At 46.0% G+C, this 26,607-nt stretch carries 27 protein-coding genes, 1 tRNA gene and 1 other annotated feature; of the genes, 4 read left to right on the top strand and 24 right to left on the bottom strand.

What is annotated here, in order from left to right; translation table 11 throughout:
• Positions 1 to 21 precede the first annotated feature (21 nt).
• Positions 22 to 630 (bottom strand): hypothetical protein, encoded by a 609-nt coding sequence (locus tag HPY28_RS29385; RefSeq protein WP_254613224.1) that lies wholly within the window; start codon positions 628 to 630, stop codon positions 22 to 24.
• 93 nt (positions 631 to 723) lie between these two features.
• On the opposite strand from HPY28_RS29385, the gene HPY28_RS29380 reads away from it, so the two are divergent.
• The gene (locus HPY28_RS29380; protein ID WP_007719793.1) at positions 724 to 900 is read left to right on the top strand and encodes a hypothetical protein; all 177 of its coding nucleotides are present in this window, start codon (positions 724 to 726) and stop codon (positions 898 to 900) included.
• Positions 901 to 970: 70 nt separating this feature from the next.
• On the opposite strand, the gene HPY28_RS29375 is transcribed toward HPY28_RS29380, so the two are convergent.
• The 3 genes from HPY28_RS29375 to HPY28_RS29365 all read right to left on the bottom strand — a co-directional run bounded on the left by HPY28_RS29375 (position 971) and on the right by HPY28_RS29365 (position 4,462).
• Entirely contained in the window at positions 971 to 2,152 is a 1,182-nt protein-coding gene (locus HPY28_RS29375; RefSeq protein ID WP_017246880.1) for a NupC/NupG family nucleoside CNT transporter, read from the bottom strand.
• Between the two features lie 140 nt (positions 2,153 to 2,292).
• Positions 2,293 to 2,700 (bottom strand): RidA family protein, encoded by a 408-nt coding sequence (locus HPY28_RS29370; RefSeq protein ID WP_069852490.1) that lies wholly within the window; start codon positions 2,698 to 2,700, stop codon positions 2,293 to 2,295.
• Positions 2,701 to 2,839: 139 nt separating this feature from the next.
• Positions 2,840 to 4,462 (bottom strand): hypothetical protein, encoded by a 1,623-nt coding sequence (locus HPY28_RS29365; RefSeq protein ID WP_254613223.1) that lies wholly within the window; start codon positions 4,460 to 4,462, stop codon positions 2,840 to 2,842.
• A gap of 187 nt (positions 4,463 to 4,649) precedes the next feature.
• Here HPY28_RS29365 and HPY28_RS29360 point away from each other — a divergent pair, with 187 nt between their 5' ends.
• Complete coding sequence (locus HPY28_RS29360) at positions 4,650 to 5,075, top strand: DUF7832 domain-containing protein (protein ID WP_174231904.1); 426 nt, start codon at positions 4,650 to 4,652, stop codon at positions 5,073 to 5,075.
• A gap of 283 nt (positions 5,076 to 5,358) precedes the next feature.
• On the opposite strand, the gene HPY28_RS29355 is transcribed toward HPY28_RS29360, so the two are convergent.
• Positions 5,359 to 6,084, bottom strand: coding sequence for a lysozyme family protein (locus HPY28_RS29355; protein ID WP_174231903.1), 726 nt, complete (start codon positions 6,082 to 6,084; stop codon positions 5,359 to 5,361).
• Between the two features lie 80 nt (positions 6,085 to 6,164).
• On the opposite strand from HPY28_RS29355, the gene HPY28_RS29350 reads away from it, so the two are divergent.
• Positions 6,165 to 6,902: a hypothetical protein gene (locus HPY28_RS29350; RefSeq protein ID WP_174231902.1), complete on the top strand. Its 738-nt coding sequence runs from the start codon at positions 6,165 to 6,167 to the stop codon at positions 6,900 to 6,902.
• 92 nt (positions 6,903 to 6,994) lie between these two features.
• Here the strand turns inward: HPY28_RS29350 and HPY28_RS29345 are convergent, their stop codons facing one another.
• The 19 genes from HPY28_RS29345 to guaB form a co-directional block, all read right to left on the bottom strand.
• Positions 6,995 to 7,174 carry a helix-turn-helix domain-containing protein gene (locus HPY28_RS29345; protein WP_254613226.1) on the bottom strand — a complete coding sequence of 60 codons (180 nt, stop codon included), beginning with the start codon at positions 7,172 to 7,174 and terminating at the stop codon, positions 6,995 to 6,997.
• Between the two features lie 10 nt (positions 7,175 to 7,184).
• Positions 7,185 to 7,760 (bottom strand): sigma-70 family RNA polymerase sigma factor, encoded by a 576-nt coding sequence (locus HPY28_RS29340; RefSeq protein WP_371813556.1) that lies wholly within the window; start codon positions 7,758 to 7,760, stop codon positions 7,185 to 7,187.
• Between the two features lie 269 nt (positions 7,761 to 8,029).
• The gene (locus tag HPY28_RS29335) at positions 8,030 to 8,263 is read right to left on the bottom strand and encodes a stalk domain-containing protein (protein WP_371813557.1); all 234 of its coding nucleotides are present in this window, start codon (positions 8,261 to 8,263) and stop codon (positions 8,030 to 8,032) included.
• A 121-nt stretch (positions 8,264 to 8,384) separates the two neighbouring features.
• Positions 8,385 to 8,924 (bottom strand): hypothetical protein, encoded by a 540-nt coding sequence (locus HPY28_RS29330; RefSeq protein ID WP_254613222.1) that lies wholly within the window; start codon positions 8,922 to 8,924, stop codon positions 8,385 to 8,387.
• Between the two features lie 113 nt (positions 8,925 to 9,037).
• A tRNA-Arg gene (locus HPY28_RS29325) sits at positions 9,038 to 9,114 on the bottom strand.
• Between the two features lie 73 nt (positions 9,115 to 9,187).
• Entirely contained in the window at positions 9,188 to 10,216 is a 1,029-nt protein-coding gene (locus HPY28_RS29320) for a histidinol phosphate phosphatase domain-containing protein (RefSeq protein WP_174231899.1), read from the bottom strand.
• Positions 10,210 to 11,010 carry a DeoR/GlpR family DNA-binding transcription regulator gene (locus tag HPY28_RS29315; RefSeq protein ID WP_017246872.1) on the bottom strand — a complete coding sequence of 267 codons (801 nt, stop codon included), beginning with the start codon at positions 11,008 to 11,010 and terminating at the stop codon, positions 10,210 to 10,212. The genes HPY28_RS29320 and HPY28_RS29315 overlap by 7 nt, the downstream gene beginning before the upstream one ends.
• Positions 10,994 to 12,013 carry an ABC transporter ATP-binding protein gene (locus HPY28_RS29310; RefSeq protein WP_173624477.1) on the bottom strand — a complete coding sequence of 340 codons (1,020 nt, stop codon included), beginning with the start codon at positions 12,011 to 12,013 and terminating at the stop codon, positions 10,994 to 10,996. The genes HPY28_RS29315 and HPY28_RS29310 overlap by 17 nt, the downstream gene beginning before the upstream one ends.
• Complete coding sequence (locus tag HPY28_RS29305) at positions 12,013 to 12,801, bottom strand: ABC transporter permease (protein ID WP_017246870.1); 789 nt, start codon at positions 12,799 to 12,801, stop codon at positions 12,013 to 12,015. The genes HPY28_RS29310 and HPY28_RS29305 overlap by 1 nt, the downstream gene beginning before the upstream one ends.
• Positions 12,798 to 13,643 (bottom strand): ABC transporter permease, encoded by an 846-nt coding sequence (locus HPY28_RS29300; protein WP_017246869.1) that lies wholly within the window; start codon positions 13,641 to 13,643, stop codon positions 12,798 to 12,800. The genes HPY28_RS29305 and HPY28_RS29300 overlap by 4 nt, the downstream gene beginning before the upstream one ends.
• A gap of 60 nt (positions 13,644 to 13,703) precedes the next feature.
• A complete protein-coding gene (locus tag HPY28_RS29295; RefSeq protein WP_017246868.1) occupies positions 13,704 to 14,513 on the bottom strand; it encodes an alkaline phosphatase family protein in 810 nt (269 codons plus the stop codon).
• A complete protein-coding gene (locus HPY28_RS29290) occupies positions 14,503 to 15,600 on the bottom strand; it encodes an ABC transporter substrate-binding protein (RefSeq protein WP_069852476.1) in 1,098 nt (365 codons plus the stop codon). Before HPY28_RS29290 ends, HPY28_RS29295 begins: the two co-directional genes overlap by 11 nt.
• Positions 15,601 to 15,791: 191 nt before the next feature.
• Positions 15,792 to 17,081 carry an isocitrate lyase gene (gene aceA, locus HPY28_RS29285; RefSeq protein ID WP_017246866.1) on the bottom strand — a complete coding sequence of 430 codons (1,290 nt, stop codon included), beginning with the start codon at positions 17,079 to 17,081 and terminating at the stop codon, positions 15,792 to 15,794.
• 26 nt (positions 17,082 to 17,107) lie between these two features.
• Entirely contained in the window at positions 17,108 to 18,715 is a 1,608-nt protein-coding gene (gene aceB / locus HPY28_RS29280) for a malate synthase A (RefSeq protein WP_017246865.1), read from the bottom strand.
• A gap of 420 nt (positions 18,716 to 19,135) precedes the next feature.
• Positions 19,136 to 20,416: a serine--tRNA ligase gene (serS, locus tag HPY28_RS29270; protein ID WP_017246863.1), complete on the bottom strand. Its 1,281-nt coding sequence runs from the start codon at positions 20,414 to 20,416 to the stop codon at positions 19,136 to 19,138.
• Positions 20,417 to 20,469: 53 nt separating this feature from the next.
• Positions 20,470 to 20,695 (bottom strand) — a binding site (T-box leader).
• A gap of 128 nt (positions 20,696 to 20,823) precedes the next feature.
• Positions 20,824 to 21,399 carry a pyridoxal 5'-phosphate synthase glutaminase subunit PdxT gene (pdxT, locus tag HPY28_RS29265; protein WP_069852470.1) on the bottom strand — a complete coding sequence of 192 codons (576 nt, stop codon included), beginning with the start codon at positions 21,397 to 21,399 and terminating at the stop codon, positions 20,824 to 20,826.
• 10 nt (positions 21,400 to 21,409) lie between these two features.
• Positions 21,410 to 22,294, bottom strand: coding sequence for a pyridoxal 5'-phosphate synthase lyase subunit PdxS (gene pdxS, locus HPY28_RS29260; RefSeq protein ID WP_017246861.1), 885 nt, complete (start codon positions 22,292 to 22,294; stop codon positions 21,410 to 21,412).
• 105 nt (positions 22,295 to 22,399) lie between these two features.
• Positions 22,400 to 23,716, bottom strand: a complete 1,317-nt coding sequence (locus HPY28_RS29255) for a D-alanyl-D-alanine carboxypeptidase family protein (RefSeq protein WP_017246860.1) — start codon at positions 23,714 to 23,716, stop codon at positions 22,400 to 22,402.
• Between the two features lie 189 nt (positions 23,717 to 23,905).
• Positions 23,906 to 25,366, bottom strand: coding sequence for an IMP dehydrogenase (gene guaB / locus HPY28_RS29250; RefSeq protein ID WP_017246859.1), 1,461 nt, complete (start codon positions 25,364 to 25,366; stop codon positions 23,906 to 23,908).
• Positions 25,367 to 25,532: 166 nt separating this feature from the next.
• On the opposite strand from guaB, the gene HPY28_RS29245 reads away from it, so the two are divergent.
• The gene (locus HPY28_RS29245) at positions 25,533 to 26,546 is read left to right on the top strand and encodes a YaaC family protein (RefSeq protein WP_174231898.1); all 1,014 of its coding nucleotides are present in this window, start codon (positions 25,533 to 25,535) and stop codon (positions 26,544 to 26,546) included.
• Positions 26,547 to 26,607: the final 61 nt, after the last annotated feature.

Genomic DNA, 26,607 nt, shown 5'->3' with positions numbered 1-26,607 from the left:
CTTCTGACTGGCTTTTTCTCTTTATTCTTTTTGCGGTGATTCCTCGATCATTTTTTTATTGATGATTCTTATTTTGTCTGCTGGAGATTGCTCGTCCTTTGCACTAATAAATACGGAGTTATCTCCCGCTTCAAAAAACATGACATAATCCTCATCGGCCATGCTCTTATCTTCACTGACAGGAGCCCCCAGATTTTTACGGATTGTGTCCAGATTCGTTTCATTTAGATGAAGACCCGCCAAATCAATTCCATATACGCGATCCTGCCCATCAAAATAAATGAGCGCACTCTCTAGCTTCTCAAAGACTTCATAGCACCCGCCATCCCAATAATCCTGTTTCGTTACCTTGCCGTATAGCGCAGAAACCTCATCCCGCTTCATCCCGATGTGGATATCGAAGCCACTGATTTCGTTTTTGGATAGCTGCTTTAAAAATTGATCGTCCAGAATAATTTGGCGCACGGTAGCGGTTTGCTTCTCTTGCTTTTGGTCGCCCCCGCTATTTCCCGCCTCTTGCTTCTGCTCGGTAACAGGTTGTTGTTTAGAATCTGTTGATACGCTCGTGTCAGGTGAACAGCCTCCCACAATCAAACCTGCCACTACGGTCATACACACCCATTTTCTCAACCGACTTCACTCCTTTATCTCCTCTTGAATGGTCTCATCGCAACTTCGTCACTGGTAAGACGTATCTTTTAGTGAAAGTGAGGTGTTGTATGAATGCCACTCTGGTTACTCGTCGTACTTATTTTCGGAGGTCTCTTGCTGATTGGAGCCATCATCGATTGGATTGCCAAGCGCCGGAAGCAGAGAGTCCTCATAGAGCGTAACAACCGTGATTCCCATTCCTTTGATGAAGGATACGATCCGAGAAATAAAGACGAATATCTCAATTGATAGACGCTGCTCCCCATCATTTGGTTACGAAACCGTACCTAACAAAAAAAGACCCCGGAAAGGGTCCCCTTCACACTACAATGCTGATGATAATTCCTGACAAAATGCTAACGAGTGTTGCCCCATACAGCAGCTTTAGTCCAAACCGAGCGACGACATTTCCTTGCCTTTCATTCAAGCCTTTTACCGCGCCAACAATCGTCCCGATGGAGCCAAAGTTCGCAAACGAGATCAGAAACACCGACACGATGGCGACCGTTCTCTCGCTTAACTGACCTTGAATTTTCGTAAAGTCGAGGATGGCGACAAACTCGTTCGCCACTATTTTAGTGGCCATGATACTTCCCGCTTGTACGGCTTCATGCCAAGGAACCCCCATAAGAAAAGCGAGGGGAGCAAAGACATACCCTAACAACCCTTGGAACGAGATACCGAATACCGCCGTGAATAACCCGTTCACCATCGCAATGATTGCAATAAATCCGAGCAACATCGCTGCCACGACTACGGCTACTTTAAATCCATCTAGAATGTACTCCCCGAGCATTTCAAAAAAGGCCTGTTTCTCTTCTTTTTCTTGATCGAGCAAGTCATCTTCCGGCTTCACTTTATACGGATTAATAATAGAAGCAATGATAAAACCACCAAATAGGTTGAGTACCAACGCAGCTACCACATACTCCGGTTTGAGCATGGTCATAAAGGAACCGACAATCGACATAGACACGGTGGACATCGCAGAGGCACACAGTGTGTACAGCCTGTTTTCGGGTATAGCACTGAGCTGTTTTTTCACGGTAATAAACACTTCGGACTGCCCGACGATCGCCGAAGCAATCGCATTATACGACTCCAATTTTCCCATGCCATTCACTTTGCTCAATACGAGTCCCACATAATGAATAAATAAAGGGAGAATTCTTGTGTATTGCAGAATGCCTATCAGTGCGGATACGAACACAATCGGCAGCAAAACTTGTAAGAAAAACGGAGACGCACCCGGATTCGCAATGCCACCGAAAACAAAATTGATCCCCTCGTAAGCATACTCCAGGAGTACAGAAAAACTGCTGGCAATGCCTGATATTAAAATGAGTCCAATACTGGTTCGCAACAGCAGCAAACCAAACACGATCTGAATCAGAATCATGATGAGGATAGGGCGATACCGAATGTGCTTTTTATTACTACTTGCCAGCCAAGCAAGCAAAAATACCGTAATCAAACCTATACCTGCGATGATATAATTCATGCAACCAACTCCATTAGCAAAAGATTTAGAGCCGACACGTACCATTGCCGATCCGCTTATCTCGCTCCATAATCTTCCCAAAAGAGCACAAAAAAACCCTCCTGAACGATGAATAATCGAACAGAAGGGCGATGGGACAACTATATATCTGCAACGGCGATAGCCTCAATCTCAATCAACAGCTCGTCCCTGATGAGCTTGCTCACTTCAACGGCAGAGCTCGCTGGCGGGGTTTCTGTATTCACGTACTGATCTCGAATCTCACGGACAATGTGCATCTTGGAGATGTCGGTCACGAAAAAAGTCAATTTCACTACATGCTCAAAGCTGACTCCTGACGCTTCTAACGCGAATTGGATATTATCGAAAACTTGTTTTGTCTGTGCGGCTAAATCGCCTGTGCCGACCACTTGGCCTTCCCTGTTGAGAGCCACCTGTCCCGATACATAAATCGTCCGTGCGTTCCGAACCTCCACCGCATGGGTGTAGCCAAACGTAGGTGGCATTGTTTCAGGGTTAATGAAGTTGATTCGCTTATCATTTTGCATCTGACATGCTCCCTCCGATTCTCATTTATTGGTAATCCATTCTACCATACCCGAAAAATTCTGACCATTATTCGATTTCTCAAAGAAAGAGAGGAATGAATAACCCGTCTCTAGCTCGGCTGAGGACGGGTTTTGCTTTTTAGTGGTTTCTATTGGAGGAATTAAATTGATCAAATAGCCCGCTTCCAGAGCTTTTTGGCTGTTCTTTTTTGTTTACGGCTTCAAATTGCTGAAACAGTCCGCCATCATGCTTCTTTTTTTCTTCTACTCTTATTTCTTTCTTTTTGGGTAGGGGCTGTTGAATCGGTGTTCTTTCTGGCTTTACATTCTTTTTCTTTCTCGTATGGTTGGTATTTTTCTTCATGATCTTGTTAGGCGGTTGATTCTTCTTCTTTTTTCTTCTATTCATATACCAATACCATAAAGGAAGAATACCGAGCATAATCGTACCCGCCGTAATGAGATACAGCTTCCAGATCGATTGCCTTTTCTCTTCCTCCTTTTTTTCTTCCCGCATCTTTTGGACAGCCTGTTCAAAATCACGAACCTTATAATTTTCTTTAACAGACGACAAGTTCTTTACAAACCCAACCGAGCCCCTTCCATAATAGATAAAATTCCGCAGGGCATTGTTCACTGTCATCTGGTATATGTATCCTGTCGGGACACCTGAATCCTGGATTTTTTCTTTGATCTCTCCCATAAGATCAGGAGAAGTCGGATCAATCATTTGGTCATATTCCAAAACTTCATAGTTCTTAAGTTCTTTTTTTCCTACTAACTGAACATTTTCTTCATTATTGAACAGAAAATACCTCGGAATCCTATTGATACTCTTCCGATAGACTTTGTTTTTCGGGAAATTATGCAAGGCCATTTCGTTGCTATGCATTTCCAGCGTTTGCTCTGACAGCAGTACCTCTTCTGCTTCTATGATGGGGAGGTTTTTCTCTAAGGCTTCATATTTAGGGAGCCAGTGAATGATACCATCTGGGTCTAAAAACATGTAAATGTCCTGATATTGAAAGGATGCCACATAGATTTGATCCGTTGGCAGGCTATTAAGATAAAACTCTTTTTCAAATGGTGTTGGATCGAAATTGTATGGGATGTTAAATACTGTTGCCCCATTTATCTCACTCTCATCTACCTCTTCTAACTGTCCGTTATTATGTACGGTAAAGTATAGGGGACCATTATGAGTTGGGTCACCCCAAATGGTCGATTGATAATATTGATTCGGTTGTAAATGGTATGGTCCAATACCGCTATCGATTTGGATTAAGAGTTCGGACCGCTTGATTCTTTCCTCTTCCGCAGCGGCTTCTTCGCTCGTCTCCTCTTCTTGGCTTGTCTCTTCTTCCACGCTTTCTTCTTCATCATCGTCGTCATCGTCAGCCTTTTTTTTGATTTTAACCGGCTTGGATGATTTGAAACCGCTTGACGGTTTTGCGCTTTTTATTGTGGAGCTTGAACTTTTGCTGGTTGAGCCTGAGCTTTTTCCTGAAGAGTACGAGCTTCTGCCGGACGAATATGAGCCTGTACTAGATGACCCTGAGCTTCTGCCCGACGAATAGGAGCTGGTACCAGATGATCCTGAACTTTTGCCGGACGAATAGGAGCTGGTACTAGACGAACCTGAGCTTCTGCCAGAACTACTGGAGCTAGAGGAACTAGAACCTCTAGATGACGCAGGCTCTACAGGAAGGATTACTAGACTAATCATTACAGCGCTAAGAAAATAGGCAAGCAAATTCCGCATGAAATATAACCCCTCTATGAACCAACCAATGGTTTTCTCTATATAACAGTTAAATACTACCACTTCGCATCATGGCAATGCTACAAAATTCCTACCCTTCCTTCTTCATCCTCTTTTGGCTTTTTACGATTACATCTATCCTGTATAATTTTTGAAAAATGGGCAATTAGAAAGAGAGGATTCGCTAGTGACAACGGTATACGATAAAGCGAAATATCATTACGAAAACTTTGAGGAGAATCTGCCTCAAAAACAGGCATACGTACATACAGGTTTTTTCATCGGCTGGTTGATTGAAAATGATATGGTTAGCGAGGATTTTCAAAAGAGTTTTGCAAACCTGATTGCTGATTTTAAACAAAGGAAGATGACTGGTCCTGAAGTTTATGAGAAGACGGGTGGAGTATTTGCTAAAGACATGCTGAATGAAGAAGGAAACCAGTTCGCAATGTTTTACTTCGATTTCGATACGGGGGAGTATCGCTATCATTATCTCGAAGCGTTTGATTGTGAGCCAAGCGTGTACCACGTGGAAGATACTTGGGGGAATTACGATCATATCAAAGATTGGATTGACAATGAGTATGAGTACTGGTGCGGGAAAAATGAATAGGACCGCGTGAGTACGTAATCCTTCCTACCAAATTGGTGGTACAATTCCGCAATGTTTGCAAAATAAAACCCTTCTCAGTCGAGAAGGGCTCGAATATCACTCCAAAGGTCAGACGGATTGAAGTCTGGCTTTTTCTATATACAAGGACAGTATTAGACATTAAATTTCTCCTAGTTACAAACCGCCTTTAAAAAGCAGGTCATATTTTAAATGTAACTATTTTACATTTTTTCACGTCTATCATTTATAACAAAAAAAATCCAGGGATCACCCCTGGATTTCTCTAGAACTCATCATCGTACGAGAGGCCATAATCATCCACGTCATACTGTTTACCATGCACTTTGCCCCGACCATTTTTAATTGCGCGGCGCCGATCACTCTCATCACCAGATCGGATGTAATCAAGAAGTACACTTAGACGGTCTTCATCAGGCAACCTTGCTCCATTCTCGCTGTTACGATACTCACGATCTAAATCATTGATCTCGTCTTCGATTTTTGAGTGCGAACCATTGAAACGCCAAGATTGTACTGCATGATCAAAAAGAAATGCTACTCCTTGTGTGCTAATGATGCCAAATTGCTCAGCCAATGATTCAGCGCGATCAAAGTATCCTTCTGCATGTTTTAATTGTAGTTTTTGCATGCTTGCTTCTTCGCCCAATTTTTGAAATGGTTTTTTCCACTCAGCACTAATATCAGCCCCACCTTTAGTTGTGATACTTTTTCCCCAGGAGATTTGTTTTGATTTCGAATAATCAAAAACAACTTTTTTCAGTGTAGCTGCTTTACTGCTGCCTAAAATGTCTTTAAAATCTTTTTCGTTTTCATTGATATAGTCTTTAAGTAATGGAGCTAACGTACCTTGTCCAAAGTTAAATTGGATAATTCCGAAAGACATGCCTTGCTCATCATGATCTCCAGAAACGCTAGAGTAACCATCGTTACCTTCAAAAAAACCAGTGCTATCAAGAAGATTCAATTTCAAAGATTTAGATAGTGCCATGTTACTTCCTCCTTTAATTTGTATTCAATAATATAAAGAGGAATTTTTTGAAACTTTTACAACCAAAGGAGATGATTAAAATGAAAAATTTTATAACTTACGGTTTATTTCTAATTGCTATATTAGGAGTCGGATTAATTGGATGTTCTTCAAACAATCAGACAACTACTGATTCTGTAGGCTCATACAGTAACCAAAATCAAAACCAGGAAGAACTGATTATCACAAGTGAAAGTGAAACGATTACTATTCCAATTGAACAAATCCCTACTATACGTACATATTTAGAAGAATACACTACCAGTTCATCTGAACGAAAAACTGAAATAGATCGCATGAGAGTTAACCCACTTCCTAATCCCAACGCTACCTACGCAGTCATAAGTTACAGTTGTGGAATAAAGTTATGTGACAATGTTCTTGTAAACTATAAAAACGATCAGGTCACATCTATCCCCCTCCCGCAATCAAGCTTTTTTCAGGAGGCTCTATTTACGGTCGATAACAAATATTTAGCTATAAAATTTGGGAAAAATGAAGGATCAACTGTAAGCAGAAGTAGTTTAGTGATAATTGACACTGTCGAAATTAAGAACGCGGAGTTTCAAAATAATAGCGAAATAATCAACAAGATAACTAATGGAAATTTCACCGTACCCATTCGTAATTTGCATTGGGAAAATGATACGACGTTAAAAGTAACGATTCCCGATATAAAGGACTACTCGTTTAAAACTATTGAAAAATGGATTAATGAGGAAAGTGAAACTAAAACCAAAGAAGTAAAAATTACTTTGGGGAGTATTCCAAATGTGTAACCTCGAATAAACGAATCCCAAATGAGAAAGGAAAAACATCCCGTTTCACTGCTAAAAGTGGGACGAGATGTTGAGTATTGATGAGACGAATGTTACTTTTGGGACACCCTCTTCACAAAATCAAAACATTCCAGTGTTTTATCAAAATTATACTTCAATATATACTCGATAATTTTTAATGACATTTCCTGCCTAATGTCATCCCGTACAGATGAGTCTGTTGATCTCAGCGACTTACGAATCTTCGGTTCAAACCTTTCTATAATCTCCATCATAGCATCCTCATCGTTGTTCTGCGCTCGCTTTAGAAGCATTAACAGGCTCATGCATTTCGCCTCCCTCTAACTGTTTTTTGAGCTTTAGTAACGCTCGTTTCTTTACCTTGGAAACAGCCTGCTGGGTGACGCCTAATAGACGTGCAACCTCCCGTTCTTTGAGGTTCCTTAAATAAAGAAGTGTCAATGTCGTCTGTTCTTTTTCTGTAAGTCTTTGAATAGCCTCCAGCACGCGTTTGTCAGACAAAGCATCCTTCCACTCCTGTACACCCTCCCGATCACCCTCATTCGAAATGCACGTAAGCCCGTCAACCAACCGCTCAATTTCATCGGTCGGTTGACACGCTTTGTCTATCTTTCGGTTCCGTAAAGAAAGTTCGATTGAGGTATAGTGAATAATTGATGAAATGTACTTGATAAGTCTCGCTTCGGCATAGAATTCTTTGAATCGTCTATTTAGTTCTTCGATACCTTTCATATCGTCTGGAGAAAAAAGTACTCGCTGGTAAAGTTCTTGATTGTCTGCTTGGGTAAGAAATGCATCCAGAAACTTTTTATTTGCTGCGTCAGTAAGTTCGATCACATAATGCCTCCTCACAAAATAGGATCATACATTCGGTTTTTGATCAAAAAAAGACGTGCCATATCACACTGACACGTCCCGATCTACTCAGTCCATTTTACCAAACACCCAAAGCAAATAACTTAATATTCCTGTTGTGTAAACTTCTGTAAATAATTGTAATTTTGCATACTCTTACCTTACGCTTCACACAATTGTCCCAGAAAATAGAAAATCCCTCTCCAGACTTCTCCGAAGGTGGACTTCGCCTTTTAAAAATGCAGTTAAAATTATCTCAAAAGCCTTCTGGAGCGCCTGAATTTCAGGCAAAGTGCGGCAGCCAGCTCACGAGCAAGAGCATATGCCGATCCCGCTACAATCTTCTCGTTTAAGTCTTTGCCGTGTACACGCACATCTTGGGTAACCGCGATCCACCCCACTTTTCCACCTGCTGCATTTGCTACCGCTCTGACAGGCAGCATAGAAACGCCATCTTGTAGGAAACCAGTCTCCGGTAACCTTATTAATAGTATAGTGATTCTTAGAATTTGCTATTTACATGCTAGACGTCTCTCCACATCATCTTAAACAAAGAACGTCCACTCCTATTTAAAGTGAACGTTCTTTCTGTGTTTGTTATCTTTATTATTTCTTCAGGATAAAATCAGACATAACTACCTTCTCCCATTGGATTCCTTTTGGACTCACGTTGGTGTAAAGCGTTATGGAGTCCGCATCTTCCATTACCGCTTTCAAATGAAAATTCATGTCCTTGGGCTGCAAATATTCATCATACAGCTGTTGGTAGTTGGGATCGTTCTTTTCTTTGGCGACTTTGATGTATTCTACGGTGTCAGGGTCTTTCTCAAAGTTTTTGTATTTCACTTGATATGCGAATGTCGCTTCTACTTTTCCATCTACTGTTTTCTCTTCATAATCCGATAGTGTAAACTCCAGCAACTCATAGTAGGGGGAGAAAGCTTTCTTGCTCTCTTCTTCCATATAGCTTGTGATTTGGTTATAGCTTGTAGAGCTGTCGACCGATTGTTTCGGTTCTGTGCCAGTGTTCATTACTTCTTTTGCAGGTGGCGCGGCAGTCTGATTTTGTACGACCGCATCTGAGCTGCAACCACTGAAGAAAATCGCCAAGACCATAGCCATACATCCTACCATCACTTTTTTCAAAAGAAATCCCCCCTTATTTCGTTCGTCATTTGATATACGTTATACATTGGAGGCATGCTACACGTCTCAACAAAAAAAGAAAAAACCTTGATACACCAAGGTTTTTTCTTCGATGGCGTCCCCGAGAGGATTCGAACCTCCGACCTACAGTTTAGGAAACCGTTGCTCTATCCTGCTGAGCTACGGGGACAAATATGATCACCTACTTTCTTATTATATGTGTATATCCATTTTTAGGCAAATCCTAACCGTTCCAGTTCCTATCAGCAGCTCTCGTCTGGAATAGCTGATGCATAACGGATTGGCTTCATGATCCGTTGACGACCGGAAAAAGTAGCAATCTCCGTTACTCCCATTGAATGGAGGATCTCCAGATTCGCCGCTACGTATCTCCCAATATCGTCGGGAAAGTGCGCGTCGGACGAGAGTGTCAGTGGAACACCATGCGCCACCAAAACGTCGAGAAAAACGGGACTTGGGCACATTTCCTTAACAGGATAGCGGTAGTACAGGCCTGCATTGATTTCGGTCGCTGTATCCGTTTCTCTCAAAGCAGTTGCGATCCGGTGGTAATAGGGAACTATCTCCGATTCCAGAGGGCGATAGGAGAACACTTTCAGATTGTCCAGATGGGCAACAAAATCAAATAAATTGCTCCTGATCATGCACTCAACCGTGTGGAAAAAGTCCGCGTATAACTGTTTCAGGTCATGCTGCTCAAACAGATGGCGAGTCTCGGGATTGTCAAAGCCCCATCCTTGCATAAAATGAACAGAACCGATCACATAATCCCACGAAGCGCCTGCCAGCAAGCTTTCCAATTCTGCCTCCCCGCCGATAAAGTAATCCGCTTCGATCCCCAGCCGCAACTCCACACCGCTTGCCGACCAACGCTGCTTTGCTGCCTCGATGGCGACACAAAAGTCATTAAGACTCTCGGTGCATACTTGATCAAGCCAAGTGCGCTGCAAGCGACCCAAATCGGTATCACTGAGGTCTAGATACCGTTCAAAATAGGGACGGGCTTCACGAAAGCGGTATAAATGATCGACAATCCCCACTTCCTTCAAGCCTTTGTTTAACGCTTCACGTAAATACAGATCGATCCAGGACGGGTCGTAGCACCCCAGAGACATGCGGTTATTTAATCGCGCAAGACTATCCAGCAGCCAGGCGCGGGTATGTCGAGGTTCAGACAGCGGATAAAAGTGGTCGAGGGCAGTATTGGTACGGTCGAGCCAACGCAATGAAAAAGGCCCTTCTTCCAGATGAAGATGATAGTCGATCAGCATGTGAAGTCTCTCCTTCCCGGATGTTCGCTTATCCAGGTAGTTTGAATGCCAGACGAAAGCCATTCATCCGGCATCGGCTGGTCACAAACAACCGCGCTGACATCCTGCCAGCCGCAAATACGAAAAAATTGCGTTTGTCCGATCTTGGTTGTGTCTCCCAATACATAGACTTGCTCTGCCCGCTGTACCATCATGGTCGAGCATAGCGTTTCTTCCATGTCATAGTCGGTGAAGCCATCAGCCGTCATTCCTCCACAGGAAATAAACGCTTTATCAAAATGAAAACGAGAGAGCAGCTCGCAGGTAAACGCCCCGGCAACCGATTGTTGGGCCGGATGGGTCAGGCCCCCCAGCATAATGACCTGACCGTTGAATTGATTGGCTTCCAACAGCTCGTTTAGTAAAGAAGCGGCGGGGAGCGAATTCGTGACAATCGTTAATTGATTGAGGCCTTTTATAGCACGTGCCAATTCCAGTGTTGTCGTCCCGACATCGAGTGCGATGGTATCCCCGTCAGACAAAAGTTCTGCCGCGATTTGCCCGATTTTCGTTTTTGCCGTCTGTTGAATCGCCTGTTTCTTTTCAAAGTGCGGTTCACGCTTCGCCAAATGATAAGGGATAGCTCCTCCGTACACTCGTTTTAGCAAACGTTGCTGTTCCAATTGGTCCAGATCACGTCGTATTGTCTCCGGTGTTACTGCCAGGTTTTTTGCCAGACTCATCACCTGAATTTTACCGTGGCGGTTCAATTCGTCTAGTATCACTTGCTGTCGTTCTTCAGGCAATAGTGTCATAAAGCGGAATCACATCCTTGGGACCTACATACATTGTTTTTGTTGTGCCTATCTGCTCCTGCTCGAAAGACAGGTGCAGAGTGTCCACCAGTACAGGAACATCACCAATGTTCAGCTCGTAACGGGTAATGTTGCCGAGCATGGTTACTTGAGCGATATTCCCGGTCAAGCAGATGTCCTCCCCAGTCAAAGGCTGTTCGCGAAACGTCTCGGGACGAATTGCGAAACGTTCAACTGCCGGATGAGACAAATGAGGCGCGATTTGGCTAAGCTGCTCGGCAGTCAGCACGTTGTAATTACCAATGAAGCGAGCAACAAATTCAGAGCGAGGTTGCGTGTAAATCTCTTGAGGACTGCCGTGCTGAACGATTCGTCCACCATTCATGATGTAGATGCGATCACTGACAGCCATGGCTTCTTCCTGATCGTGCGTAACCAGCACAGTCGTCATGTTTAACTCTCTTTGGATCGTGCGTAGCTGCTTTTGCAAATTTTTACGAATCTGAGCATCAAGCGCGCTAAGCGGCTCATCGAGCAAAAGCACTTTTGGCCGGGTGACCAGAGAACGGGCAAGTGCCACACGCTGCTGCTGGCCACCAGACAATTCACGTGGGTAAGCCTGCTCCTTTCCCACCAATCCCACCAGCTCAATCATTTCTTGGACACGCACCCGAATCTCCGTTTTCGAGATTTTGTTCATTTCCAGGCCAAAGGCAATGTTTTGACTGACCGTAAGATTGGGAAAGAGCGCATACGATTGGAACACCATGCCGATCTGCCTGTTTTTTGGAGACACGTCCGTCACATCTTTGCCGTCAATGTAGATCATGCCCGTATCAGGGGCCGTCAAACCACTGAGGATGCGTAACAGCGTACTTTTGCCACACCCGCTAGGACCAAGCAAGGTAACCAGCTCACCTTTTTCAATCGCAAGATCGAGTTGCTGCAACACGTGTTGACCGTGAAAAGTTTTGGACAAGTGTTCGATTTGGACGTAGCTCATTAGGGAACCTCCTTGCGTGCGAAGCTTCGGCGCGTGAATTTTACAACCAGGCCAGTGATGATAGCCATGAGGACAAAATAAGTGACGGTAATTGCGCTGGCGACATGCCCACTTGACGATAGCTTGGCGTATAGATACATCTGCAAGGTTTCGTATCTTCCTCCCACCAGGATGTTAATCAATACGAATTCACCAAACAAAATGGAGAACGACAAGAGCGAGGACACGAAAATTCCAGACATGATATTCGGAACGATAATCCGTACAAACGCCTGCCAGTGGCTCGCACCCAAGAGCTCGGCTGCCTCCATCAACGAACGTGCCTGCAAGGCAAGCAGGCTGTTGCGCGTTCCCTGATATAAATACGGAAGCAAACCGACCAAATACGCCCCGGCGGTGATGATGACCATTGGAATTCCGTTTCCTGAATAAGTACGGATCAATCCGACCGCCATAATGACACCCGGAACGGCATAGGTCAGCATCACCAAAATTTGAACCAGCCTCTCCATCCGGGGAGCGTAGACGATAATGGAGAATACAGCAGGAACAATAATGACAACGGCAACGACAGTCGTCAGAAAGCTGAGCAAAAAAGAACGCCCGAATGCCTGCAAAAATCGGGGATCGGCATACAGCTCCGCGAACCATTTTCCTGTGAGTCCTTCCGGCAAAACCGTGCTATTCCACTCTGTTGCCAGTGAGTAAAGGATGGTAGCCGCGACAGGCAAAAACAAATACAGCATGAGCAACGCAAACGACAAGGATGGCAAACTGATCCGCTTCAAGACAAATCCCTCCGAATCTTCCGCGTCAGCCACTCGTTCACGAGCAGGGCGGCGGCAAGCGTCAGGCCGAGCAGTACAGCGAGAGCGCTACCCAGCTCGGGTCTGGCAAAAATGTCGCCAGATACTAGCGCACCAATCCGAATGGGCACCAGATTGTAGTTGCTCCCGGTGAGCGCGTAGGCAGAAGCATAAGCACCCATTGCGTTGGCAAACAGAATGCTGAATGTGCCGACGATGCCTGGAAGCAGTACCGGAAAACCGATTCTCAGCCAAAACTTCGAGGGGCTGGCCCCAAGCAGCTCGGCCGCTTCCATCCATTGTTTCTGAATGGCGTTGTACAGGGGATACAACAGCATGACTGCCAGAGGCAGTTGAAAATAAATATAAACAAGCGTTAAGCCGCTCCACGAATACAGAGTAAATGACTGACCAAAATCAATCCCCAGTTGCTTCGCGAGCAAAACAAACAATCCACTGTTTCCCAACAGGACAATGAAGGCAAATGCGAGCGGAATCCCCGCAAAATTGGAGGTTAAGTTCGTAATGACAAGAATTCGCTGTTGCAGTGACTGTGGGAAACGGGTAATCGCATAGGTAGCGAAAACAGCAACGACGATTCCAATGAGAGCAGACAGGAATGAGATGAGCACGCTGTTCTCAAAAGCCTGCAAGTAATACGGATTTGAAAAAATCTCACGATAGTGACTGATGGTAAAACCGCCGCCCCCCTCGGCCTGAAAGCTCCCTCCGATCATGGAAAGCAATGGGACGAGGAGAAACAGAGCGATCATTGCAAAGAACGGAATCGTCGTGACCCAGAGCATACTGACAAATCGTTTCATCGCAAAAGCTCCTTTCTTAGAGGAAAAGACGCCCCCTTAGGGAGACGTCTTACTCAGCCCTCATACGTTCAATGGCTGCATCTCTTTGGAGGGGGAGATGCCGAGCAAATGGCAGGCAAGCGGCGCGACCTGCAATTGCGGAATTGCCTCCTCGCGAATACCCGGAGATATCAGGTTGCTGATGACAAACAAGGGAACGTCCCGGTCAGCGCTAGAAGTGCCGCCATGATTTCCATCAGCTGTCATCCCATGATCGGCTGTTACGATGATTTGATAACCCGCATCGATCCACGCAGGAAGCACATTTGCCAGTATCGAATCTGCCGCCAGAACCCGATTTCGATATCGCGCGGAATCGGCCGTATGCTTATGTCCGTCATCATCGATATTCATGGAGTGGACGTAAAGAAAATCCGGATTGTACCCATTCAACAAAAAGTTGGCGTCAGCAAACAAGTGTGTATCCGGATAGTGATCTTCCCAGTAGAACATCCCGTTTTGTATCGGCTTATCGGTGTTCAATTGGATTCGGTCGTGAAACGGATTGAACGGAGCCTTGTTATAAAGCTCGCTTACCCAGCAATAAGCGGCAGCAGCGTTGGACATCCCATTTTTCTGCGTCAAGTGAAAGAGACTCTCCTGGTGCGAAAGCCGAACCGCCTGATTGCTGGAAATTCCGTTTTTCCACACAGGGGTTCCCGTTAAAAGAACCTCGTACAAAGGACGAGAGAGACTGGGCAATTCCGATCGTACCTGGAAGCGAGCCGCAATACCGTACTCGACCAGGTGATGCAGGTACCCCATGTGCGAGATGGCTGTGTCAAATCTCAATCCGTCGAGCACAATCATGGCGAGCTTACTAGCGCACATGGATTAACACCTGCTCTTGCCATAGCTGCGGCAATTTTTTAGCTGTCTCTTCCCAAGCAGTCAAATCGCCCACCGGACGTGCGTTTTTATACATTTCATCGGGGAGCAGCATGGCTTTAGCGGATTCGTCCAGCTTGGCGTTAGCACGAATCGGTCGAGCATAGCCACGAGCCAGATTGGACTGTCCAGCGTCGGAGAGAATGTATTCACGAGCCAACATGGCAGCGTGTGGGTGCTTGGCGTACTTGTTAATTACAGTTGCGTACCCGCTGCTGACCGATGCTTCCTCCGGGATCAAGACATCAAAGCGGTTTTTATCGATTTTGTCCCGGTACCCGAGCGCGTTGAAGTCCCACAAGATAGCGACTTCGACCTCACCCTTTTCTAGATTGGCAAGGCTCGGATCGCTCGTACTGAGCCGTTTGTTTTTTGCCAACTCAGCGAAAAAGTCTATGCCGGGCTGAATATTTTTCTCATCTCCTCCATTAGCATAGGCCGCGGCCAGTACGGCAAATTGTGCCTGATTCGCTTTCATGACATCGCCGATCGCGATCTTGAAGCTGCCGTTTTTCAAATCTGCCCAGGTCTTGGGAGGATTTTGTACCTTTGTCTTGTCCGTAATAAAGGCCAGTGTTCCGGTATAGCCCAGCAACCAATGTCCTTCATCATCTTTTGCCCAGTCGGGAATGTCGTTCCAGTAAGAGGTTTTGTAAGGCAGCGTCAGCCCTTTTTGCTTGGCTAACGGTCCAAAAGCAATACCTACGTCACCGATATCTGCTGTGGCGTCTTCTTTTTCTGCTTCAAATTTAGCCAATTCTTCTGCGCTCGACATGTCCGTGTCCGTATGCTTCAAGCCGTATTCCTTTGCGAGATTGCCCCAAGTCTCTCCCCAGTTTGCCCACGTGTCCGGCATACCCACGGAGTTAACTTCTCCCTCCTGCTTTGCTTTTTCCACGATTTGATCCAGGGTCAATTGCGACGTATCCAGAGAAGTGCCTGACTTTGTCTCGGTGGCACATCCCGCAAGCAGAAAAACGGATGTCATGACAACAACGGTTCGTTTCCAGCTTAACTGGTTCCCTCTCATCTTTAAGGCCCCTTTTCGTTTTTATTTGTGTTTGATTCCTTTGTTTTTTCTAAGCTAATCGTAAACAACAAAAATGAAACTGATATAAATGCGTTGTTAAAAAGCTATTAAGACTCTATGAAAAATAGACGTGAACGCAAAAAGTGGCCCTCTGAATATCAGAGAACCACGTAGTCCTTTGTTTTTCCTATTTAATTATGGGCGAATTGCTCCTCTTCCGTCGACCCGCTAAGCGCAGTCGTAGAGGATTTACCGCCAGAGATAACTTGCGCAACCTCATCGAAATAGCCCGTTCCGACTTCACGCTGATGACGAGTCGCCGTATAGCCATGTACTTCACTGGCGAATTCAGCTTGCTGTAATTCAGAGTAGGCAGCCATTCCACGATCACGATATCCACGCGCCAGTTCAAACATGCCGTAATTCAGGGAGTGGAAGCCAGCAAGCGTGACAAATTGGAACTTGTAGCCCATCTCGCCGATCTCTTCCTGGAAGCGAGCGATGGTCTGTTCATCCAGCTTCTTTTTCCAGTTGAAAGAAGGAGAGCAATTGTACGCTAACAGCTTGCCCGGGTATTTGGCATGGATCGCTTCTGCAAAACGGCGTGCTTCCTCCAAATTCGGCTCAGAGGTCTCGCACCAGATCAAATCTGCATAAGGAGCGTACGCCAGTCCACGGGCAATCGCTGCATCCAATCCGCCGCGTAGACGGAAGAAGCCTTCTGCTGTTCGTTCACCCGTCAGAAATGGTTTATCCTGCTCGTCGATGTCGCTGGTGATCAAGAAAGCGCCATTTGCATCGGTACGTGCCACGATAATCGTTGGAACCCCCATCACATCTGCCGCAAATCGTGCGGAAATCAGGTTACGGACGGCTGCTTGCGTCGGAATCAGTACCTTCCCGCCCATATGTCCGCATTTTTTCTCGGAAGCCAGCTGGTCTTCAAAATGCACCCCTGCTGCGCCCGCTTCAATCATACCCTTCATCAATTCGAAGACGTTCAGTGGCCCACCAAAGCCCGCTTCTGCATCTGCTACGATCGGAGCAAACCAATTCGTCTCGGTACCCCCTTCTGATTGATCGATCTGATCAGCCCGTTGCAATGCCTGATTAATTCTTTTTACGACTTGGGGAACACTGTTTGCCGGGTAGAGGCTTTGATCAGGATACATCTGACCAGACAGATTGGCATCGGCCGCTACCTGCCAGCCACTCAAATAAATCGCTTTTAATCCTGCCTTTACCTGCTGAATCGCTTGATTCCCGGTCAAAGCCCCCAACGCTTTAATATGGTGCTCGGTATGCAAGAGGCTCCACAGACGCTCTGCCCCTAGACGAGCCAGCGTATGTTCGATTTGTACGGAACCGCGCAGACGAACGACATCTTCTGCCGTATATGGACGTGTAATTCCTTCAAAACGCTCGCCTTGCCAGCTTTGCTCCACCTGTTGAATCGCTTCTTGCTTGTTTGCCTTCGTCATTTTCATTTCCCCCACTCTTTTTATTTTTATAAATAGCGATAACCCGGTACAGTTAGGAAGTCTTCGAAATCTTCTGTCGTTACCAATTGCAAGAACAGATCACCAGCAATCGGATACTTGCTGTTGTCGTACCTCTCTTGACCGATTGCTTGCTTGATCGCTTGCAGCTCCTCACTCAACCATTGCTTCACCAAACCTTCCGTCACCTTTCTACCATCCTGCAAGACTCCGTGACGATGACGCATCCATTGCCAGACTTGTGCCCGCGAAATTTCTGCTGTAGCCGCATCCTCCATCAGATTGTTGATCGGTACAGCCCCAGAGCCTCGCAACCAAGCCTCGATGTACTGTATGCCTACGCTTATGTTCGTACGGACACCCGCTTCTGTAATCGTGCCCTCTGGAACTGCCAGCAGTTTCTTAGCGGATACATCCACATCTTCACGTTTGTACCAGATTTGGTTCGGCTCTCTCATCAAGCGATCGAACACTTCCATAGCTACCGGCACTAGCCCTGGGTGAGCAACCCACGTCCCATCATGTCCATCGTACGCTTCCCGCTCTTTGTCAGCGCGCACTTTGGCGATGGCTTCTGCATTTTGTACCGGGTCATTTTTCACCGGAATTTGTGCAGCCATTCCGCCAATGCAAGGCGCCATCCGTTTATGGCAAGTCTTCACGGCCAGCGTGGTGTATGCTTTCATGAACGGAACTGTCATGGTTACTTGGGCACGATCCGGTGTAATGACATCAGGCTGATTCCGCAGCTTTTTGATATAGCTGAAAATGTAATCCCAGCGTCCGCAATTCAGTCCTGCACTATGCTCGCGCAACTCGTACAGAATCTCATCCATCTCAAAAGCTGCAAGAATCGTCTCGATCAATACTGTCGCGCGAATCGTGCCGCGTGGAATATTTAATTCATCCTGCGCGAAAAGGAAGACGTCGTTCCAGAGGCGAGCCTCCAGATGGCTCTCCAGTTTCGGTAAGTAGAAATACGGTGCTGTCTGATTCGCGATAAGAGCGTCTACGTTGTGGTAAAAGTAAAGTCCGAAGTCAAGCAGGCTGCCGGAGATCGGTTTTCGATCGAGGAGAATGTGCTTTTCTTCAAGATGCCAGCCACGAGGACGCACGATCAAAACCGCTGTCTTTTCATTGAGGGTGTATGATTTGCCTTCCGGACTGATGTAAGAGATATTGCGGCGTACCGCATCCTTCATGTTGATTTGGCCTTGGATGGTGTTCTCCCATGTCGGTGAGTTGGCGTCCTCAAAATCAGCCATGAAAAGCCGAGCACCCGAGTTCAGTGCATTGATGACCATTTTCCGATCACCCGAAGGTCCCGTAATCTCCACCCGTCTGTCCTGCAAATCTTTGGGCAATGGAGCAACAGTCCAATCTCCTTTACGAATATCCGCTGTTTCCTGTAGAAAATCGGGTAGTTGACCTGCATCGATCTGCAATTGACGCTCCACGCGTTTAGCCAACAATTGTTGTCGTCTGTCGCCAAATCTTTGCTCCAGCTTCATCACGAATTGAATCGCTTCTGGTGTCAGGATATCTTGATAACCGGGGTGCATCTCACCGGAAATCTGCACCTCCAGCGGATATGGATTCGTTGGTACGGTAGTCAAAACAGCTCCTCCTCCCTCACTTCAAAGTTATTATGATACAGATTGATAAAATGTTTTTTATTATATAACAGCAAGAGCAAAAAAAATGTCCTTACTCCTGATACCCGCTGCCACTGCAATGGCTGCAGCATACATGACCATCTCCCAAGCAATTGTGGCAAGCCGCTCCGTTGGCATCATGACCAACGCCTCCACATTTTGGGCAATTTTGTTCTCCGTTTCCTTCACATCGATAGCAGTCCATTCTCCATTCCTCCATTTCTGTATTAAAACAATATTCTTAAAATTTGTTTTTATTATATAACAGAGATTAGTACAGTGCAACACGTTTTTTAAAAAATTCCACCTGTATTAGTACACAATATAAAACAGCCCTTGACCCGTTATGGATCAAGAGCTGCTTTCCTTATCTCTTGCTTATTACTTCGGCGCGATCTTGTCTACTCCGCCCATGTACGGACGAAGAACTTCTGGAATCACGATGGCTCCATCTGCCACTTGGTAGTTCTCCAAGATCGCTGCTACTGTACGTCCAATCGCCAAACCAGAACCATTCAATGTATGCACAAATTCCGGCTTCGATTTTGTATCGCGACGGAAACGGATATTGGCGCGGCGCGCTTGGAAATCTTCAAAGTTCGAGCAAGACGAGATTTCACGGTATGTGCCACCGCTTGGAATCCAAACTTCCAGGTCGAATTTCTTCGCAGCTGTAAATCCTAGATCGCCTGTGCACATGCTCAAGACACGGTATGGCAGTCCAAGCAGTTGAAGCACCTTTTCAGCGTTTTTCACCAGTTTGTCGAGTTCGTCATAAGACTCCTCTGGTTTCACGAATTTCACCAACTCAACTTTGTTGAATTGATGCTGACGAATCAACCCACGCGTATCACGGCCAGCAGAACCCGCTTCCGAACGGAAACATGCGCTGAAAGCAGTGTAGTAGCGAGGGAGATCTGCTCCATCCATGATTTCATCACGATGCATATTGGTGACTGGCACCTCTGCAGTTGGAATCAGGAAGTAATCTGGTCCCTCGATTTTGAATGCATCCTCTTCGAACTTAGGTAATTGACCCGTTCCTGTCATGCTCGTGCGGTTGACGATAAACGGTGGGATCACTTCTTCATAGCCATGCTCATTCGAGTGCAGATCCATCATGAAGTTCATCAGTGCGCGCTCCAGGCGTGCACCCAAGCCTTTATAGAAAACAAAACGGCTTCCTGTTACTTTTGCCGCCGTTTCAAAATCGAGGATGCCTGCTTGGCTAGCCAGCTCCCAGTGAGGCTTAATCTCAAAGTCAAATGCACGTGGCTCTCCCCATGTCCAGGCAATCACGTTATCGTCTTCTGTCGTACCGATCGGCGTGCTTTCGTGCGGCAGGTTCGGGAGGCTCAGCAAGATGAACTCCAGCTGCTCATCCAGTTGGCGCAGCTCTTCATCCAAAGCCTTGATGCGTTCATTTACTTCTTTCATTTCAGTGATCAGATGGTCTGCATTTTCCTTATTGCGTTTCATAACCGCTACTTGCTCGGATACCGTGTTACGCTTATTTTTCAGCGCTTCTGCTTCTTGGATGATTTGGCGACGCTTTTCATCTACTTCTACGAATTGATCCAACGCAGAAATATCTTCATTGCGGTAAGCCAAACGGCGTTTTACTTCTTCCAAATCCTGGCGTAATACTTTTACGTCCAACATGTGTAAATCCCTCCGAATCGTATTGAAAAAAAACAAAAAACACCCGTCCCCTGGTAAGGGACGAGTGTTGTATACCCGCGTTGCCACCCTCGTTGACACATGCAGCAATCCTTCATGCACATGCCCACTCTTCCGTCATAACGGGACGGTTCCGGGCAAAGTTGTTGTTCCTTTGCCACTCCGAGATGGATTCCTTCACATAACCGGATCGGTTTACACCTACCACCGACTCTCTAGGCCTGGCTCTTGTGAAGTACTTGTTCTCATCATCGCATTCTCATTCATGAATACTATTATTGTTAACTGTACTACAGGTTCTATACGTATGTAAAGAGCAGCCCACCTCGATCTTTTCAGAAAAAAAGAAGATCGGCGCCTTTTTGACGGCCGATCTTCCGGTATGACAGCTAGCTTCTGTATTCCTTGACCATGTCGAGGAAGTATTTATGCAGTCTTGTATCTTCGGTCAATTCTGGGTGAAAGGCTGCTGCCAAATAGTGACCGCTTCGGGCGACAACAATCTTGTCTTCGTGCTTGGCCAAGACTTGACCGTTCTCTCCTACTTCCATGATATACGGTGCCCGGATGAACACTGCCGGGTAATCTGCCGCCACACCCGCAACAGGCATCAAGACTTCAAAGCTCTCCTTTTGGCGACCAAAAGCATTCCGCTCTACTTTGATGTCCATCAACCCTAGATGGCAATCGTCTTGTCCTTGAATCTGTTTTGCTAGAAGGATCGCTCCTGCGCAAGTTCCGAAGATCGGCTTGTTCGCCTTACCGAACTCTTGAACCGCCTCCATGAATCCGTACTTGTGCATCAGCTTGCTTATCGTGGTGCTCTCTCCGCCGGGAATGACCAGCCCGTCGAGGTCATCCAGTTCTTCTACTTTTTTGACCGGGACGGCTGTGGCACCAACCTCTTCTAGCAGTCGCACATGTTCTGCTACAGCTCCTTGTAGAGCGAGTACGCCGATTTTCATGCTACTCACCTTACCAGCCGCGCTCTTGCATACGATCAGCTTCACGAATTTTGGAGATTTCGATACCTGGCATTGCCGTCCCCAAGCCCTTGGATACGCGAGCAATCAGTTCGTAATCCGTGTAGTGGGTGGTCGCTTCCACAATCGCGCGAGCAAACTTCTCTGGATTCTCTGATTTAAAGATACCAGAGCCAACAAACACGCCATCGGAGCCCAATTGCATCATCAGGGCAGCATCTGCTGGTGTTGCTACTCCGCCTGCTGCGAAGTTTACGACTGGTAGCTTACCTGTTTTGTGTACCGCTTCAAGAAGTTCGTATGGAGCACCCAGGTTTTTGGCTTCCGCCATCAGCTCATCGTAGGACATGGCTTGCACTTTGCGGATTTGGGACATCATCGTACGCATATGACGAACAGCCTCTACAATGTTTCCGGTTCCTGGCTCACCTTTTGTGCGGATCATGGATGCACCTTCTCCGATACGACGGAGAGCTTCACCCAGATCACGGGCGCCACATACAAACGGTACAGTGAACTCTTTTTTATTGATATGGTACAAGTCATCTGCCGGAGTGAGTACTTCACTCTCATCGAGATAATCTACACCCAGAGACTCAAGAACACGCGCTTCAACAAAATGACCGATACGAGCTTTTGCCATAACAGGGATCGAAACAGCTTTCAGTACTTCCTCTACAATGCTAAGGTCCGCCATACGCGCAACTCCACCAGCTGCACGAATGTCAGACGGTACACGCTCCAAAGCCATTACAGCAACAGCACCCGCTGCTTCTGCAATTTTTGCTTGTTCAGCATTTACGACGTCCATAATAACGCCGCCTTTTTGCATTTCAGCCATACCTCTTTTTACGCGGGATGTTCCTACTTGTACCATGTCATTACCCCCTACATCATGAGTCAGAACCGAAACTGTTATGTGGTGTTATGGTTCCTGTTACCGTCATTGTAAACGATAGATGTAGGGGAAAACAACCATTATTTAATTTCCTGTCCCACTGCTAAACAAATTGCTGAAAAACTCTATGATGCTGCGGAAGAACAGACGAATCCAGCTGGCTTCCTCTACTGCCTGTCCTGCTACTACATCAACACCTGCTTTTGTCGCGTCTTCAGGCTGCAAATAATCCGTATCCTTCATGCCTTCTTCTTTCAATACGATCTTACCGACAACCTGTCCTTGCGTAATTGGCGCGGTCAGCTCCTGGAAGGTAACAGTTGGTGTGAATTTTGCTTCTGTACCGATCTTTGTAATCATATTTACTTCGCTACCTGTAACAGCTGGAACTGTTACCTCTACACCGTTTTTCACAGGGGCTATTTCAAACCCTTTAACTGGTACATTCTTGTCCATTTGTTTCGTCAGTTTGTAATTGTTAAAACCGTAGTCAAACAGTTTTCTGGTCTCCGCGAAACGCTTTGTATTGCTATCTGTATTCATTACTACACTAATCAAACGCATGTTGTCACGAACAGCCGTCCCTGTAAAGCAATAGCCCGCTGCAAGTGTATGCCCTGTTTTCAATCCATCTACGCCCGGATAGTAGCTAATCAGACCAGGCAGCATCCAGTTGAAGCTTTTCTTGCTCCACTCTTGTGGGGTACCTGTTCGGAATGTGAAGTTTGTTTTTTTGGAAACTTCCAATGCCTCAGGGAAATCACGGATCAGAGCACGTGCGAGGATAGCCGAATCGCGTGCCGACATCAGATTTTCTGGTTGATCGGTTTTCACTGAATACGGGCCCAACTCATTAGCTGGCAAACCTGTAGAAGTGACAAACATCGTATTTTTCATACCAAGCTCTACTGCTTTTTTGTTCATCATTTCAACAAAGGCAGCTTCACTGCCTGCGACCTTCTCAGCCAAAAGTACGGTTGCGTCGTTAGCAGAAACGACTGTCATCGCTTCTGACAATTGTTTAACTGTAAATGATTCACCTAAATTCAGGTACACCCCAGACGAATCTGAAATTTTCGCGATATAAAAAGCATACTCACTTACCGGGACAACATCATCCCAGTTAATTTTCTTTTGTTTGACGGCTTCCTGAACCAGGTATTCAGACATAATTTTACTCATGCTAGCTACCGGAAGTGCTACGTCAGGATCTTTACTATAGATAACCCTTCCCGTCGATGCCTCAACAAGAATGGCAGACTTCGCTTCCAGTTGTAAATTCGCTTGAGATGCTACAGGGGCAGCTTCTACCTTTGAAACCATTCCTCCCATTGCTGTAGCAAAAACAGCGACAGAAAGGAACAGACCTGTCAATCGCTTTGTCCATGTCTTTCGCTTCATGTAATCTCTCACTCTCCTATTTCTGTCGATTTCATTTTTTCGTGAAAACAAGCACACAATTGTAAGTGTACCATAGGTTGCAGGGTGGCTTGAAGCGAGATTCCTCCTATTTCCACAAGTTAGTAGCTAGTAAAAATCCCCTCTCTTATTAAAAGAAAGGGGACCTGGGTCTTCCGTACTATTTTTCGCTTAGGAAATCGAGTAGTTAGGTGATTCTTTTGTAATTTGTACGTCGTGTGGGTGGCTCTCACGCAAGCCAGCGCCGGTAATGCGAACGAACTGGGAGTTTTGAATCAAATCCTCAATGGTCTTCGCCCCGCAGTATCCCATACCTGCACGCAGTCCACCAATCAACTGATACGTAACATCCGCCAATGGGCCTTTGTAAGGAACACGGCCTTCGATCCCTTCCGGAACGAGCTTTTGTGCGTTCTCTTGGAAGTAACGGTCCTTACTGCCGGCTTTCATCGCGCCGATCGATCCCATTCCGCGATATACCTTGAAACGACGACCTTGGAAAATCTCGAATTCGCCCGGGCTTTCTTCTGTACCGGCGAACAGACTGCCGATCATGATCACAGAAGCACCTGCACCAATTGCTTTTGGCAAATCACCGGAGTATTTAATGCCGCCGTCGGCAATAATTGGAATATTGTACTCTCGCGCTACTTGTGCACAATCGTGGATCGCTGTAATTTGAGGAACACCGATACCTGCTACGACACGAGTTGTACAAATGGAACCTGGACCGATACCAACCTTCACCACAGATGCGCCAGCTTCGATCAGATCGCGAGTAGCTTGTCCAGTTGCCACGTTCCCTGCGACGATTGTGAGCGTTGGGTATTCTTTGCGAACTGCTCTTACCGTTTCAATTACGCCTTTAGAATGCCCATGAGCCGTATCAATCACCAGTACGTCCACGCCAGCTTGTACAAGTGCTGCTGTACGCTCAAACGTGTCTGCAGATACCCCAACAGCAGCACCACACAGCAAGCGGCCTTGTGCATCTTTTGCTGCATTCGGGTATTGAATTGCCTTTTCAATATCTTTAATCGTAATGAGTCCACGCAGGATGTTGTTATCATCCACCAACGGGAGCTTTTCGATCTTATGTTGTTGCAAAATCAATTCTGCCTGTTGCAGTGTAGTACCGACAGGAGCCGTCACCAGGTTTTCCTTGGTCATAACCTCTTTGATCTTGATGGAGAAGTCATGTACAAAGCGCAGATCGCGGTTGGTGAGAATTCCGATCAGCTTTTGACTGTCATCGACAATCGGAACACCGGAGATACGATATTTACCCATGAGAGCATTCGCTTCTTCGACGGTATGCTCTTGGGACAAAGAGAACGGATTGGTAATAACGCCACTTTCAGAGCGTTTTACACGATCTACTTCGCTTGCTTGTTGCTCGATGGACATGTTTTTATGGACAATCCCGATACCACCTTGGCGAGCCATGGCGATTGCAAGTCCAGACTCCGTTACGGTGTCCATCCCAGCACTGATCAGAGGAATATTCAGCTTCACATTCTCACTCAATCGTACTCGTAGATCAACATCCCTTGGCAAAACTTCAGATTTTCCTGGAATGAGCAATACATCGTCAAACGTTAAGCCCTCTTTAACAAATTTGTCTTCCCGCACAGTTGAAAGCTCCTCTCGGCGAATGGTTTAAGACAGTTTAACAAACGGCTTAATTTACTGTCAAGAAATGAGTATATCGTTCGGTTATAGATTCAATTAGACAGATAAATCAAAAAACAATTAGGGAAACTTAACCATATTACGAAAATTGATAAAGGTGGGTATCATGGATAACGCTTGGAAAACATTACGCTATTTTGAGACAGAACCTACTGCACGTAAATATTTGGCTGCCTGCTATCATGACATGGGTGTTGAGCATGCCGAGCGACTAGCTTTTAAACAAAGCTCGCGTTTCCTGTTTCTCTGGAGACAAGCCAGACATTTTTATTCCACTTCCGCTGTTGCCGACTTGTCTATCCAGCCATTACTGCTGTTTTATGGATGCTCTCACTTGTTGAAGGCGATGTTATTGACTCGAGATCCGTATTATCCCCAAAACAGTCGTGTTCTTCAACATGGTGTCACGACACGAAAGCTCAAACGAAACGCCTATATGCTAATGGAGGATGAAGTTCGTCCACAAAAGGAAGGGTTTTTTGCCCAATTAGCTCACGCGTTCCAGCTTGCGCCGTTACAAGATCGCTATTCAGTCCATAACTTATTTTCATCCATCCCCAGCGTCAGCGATAGTTACGGAATTGCTACGGATAAACCACGTAACTGGTTAACGCTAAAGATTGATCAAATCAGTCAGGATAATTTGGTTCGCATTACCTTTCCTGAAAAAACGGACGGGCCCTTATCCTATTCAACTGAGACTTTCATCCAATACATTCGCAGGCTTGCTCCAGCTGTTTGTAACTTGGAAAAACTCGCTTCGGTAAATAACAAAAATATAAAGGAACTGACCCTTCCTCAGTGTGCCCTGTCTGAACTGGATCAACACCCGTTATTTCGTTTGCATCAGAACGTCCTCTTCTTCTGGAATGGGTCTGCTTCTTCTCTACCTCTTCCCGAATGGGCTAGTCATTACTTGCTGCTTTATGTACTCAGCATGCTTTGCCGCTATGAAACGGAGTGGTGGGGAGAGCTAACGATGTCTCACGGACTTGTTGAGCGATATTTGGTCGAACATTTTTTGGATAACCACATGGATACTTTCCCCTCGGTTATTCGAAGGCATTTTCACCGAAATCACCGGATGTCCCTTCCCTCTTTGCCGTCCGATCTGTATTAGTTTTCCTGTCACTGCTTTCTCTACACGAAAAAACCTTCCTGCCATCATCAGCAAGAAGGTT

Origin of the sequence: Brevibacillus sp. HB1.2 (genome assembly GCF_013332495.1) — a bacterium.
Taxonomy (GTDB): domain Bacteria; phylum Bacillota; class Bacilli; order Brevibacillales; family Brevibacillaceae; genus Brevibacillus; species Brevibacillus porteri.
The sequence above is the reverse complement of the archived record's forward strand: the minus strand, read 5'-3'. Positions and strand labels throughout refer to the sequence as shown.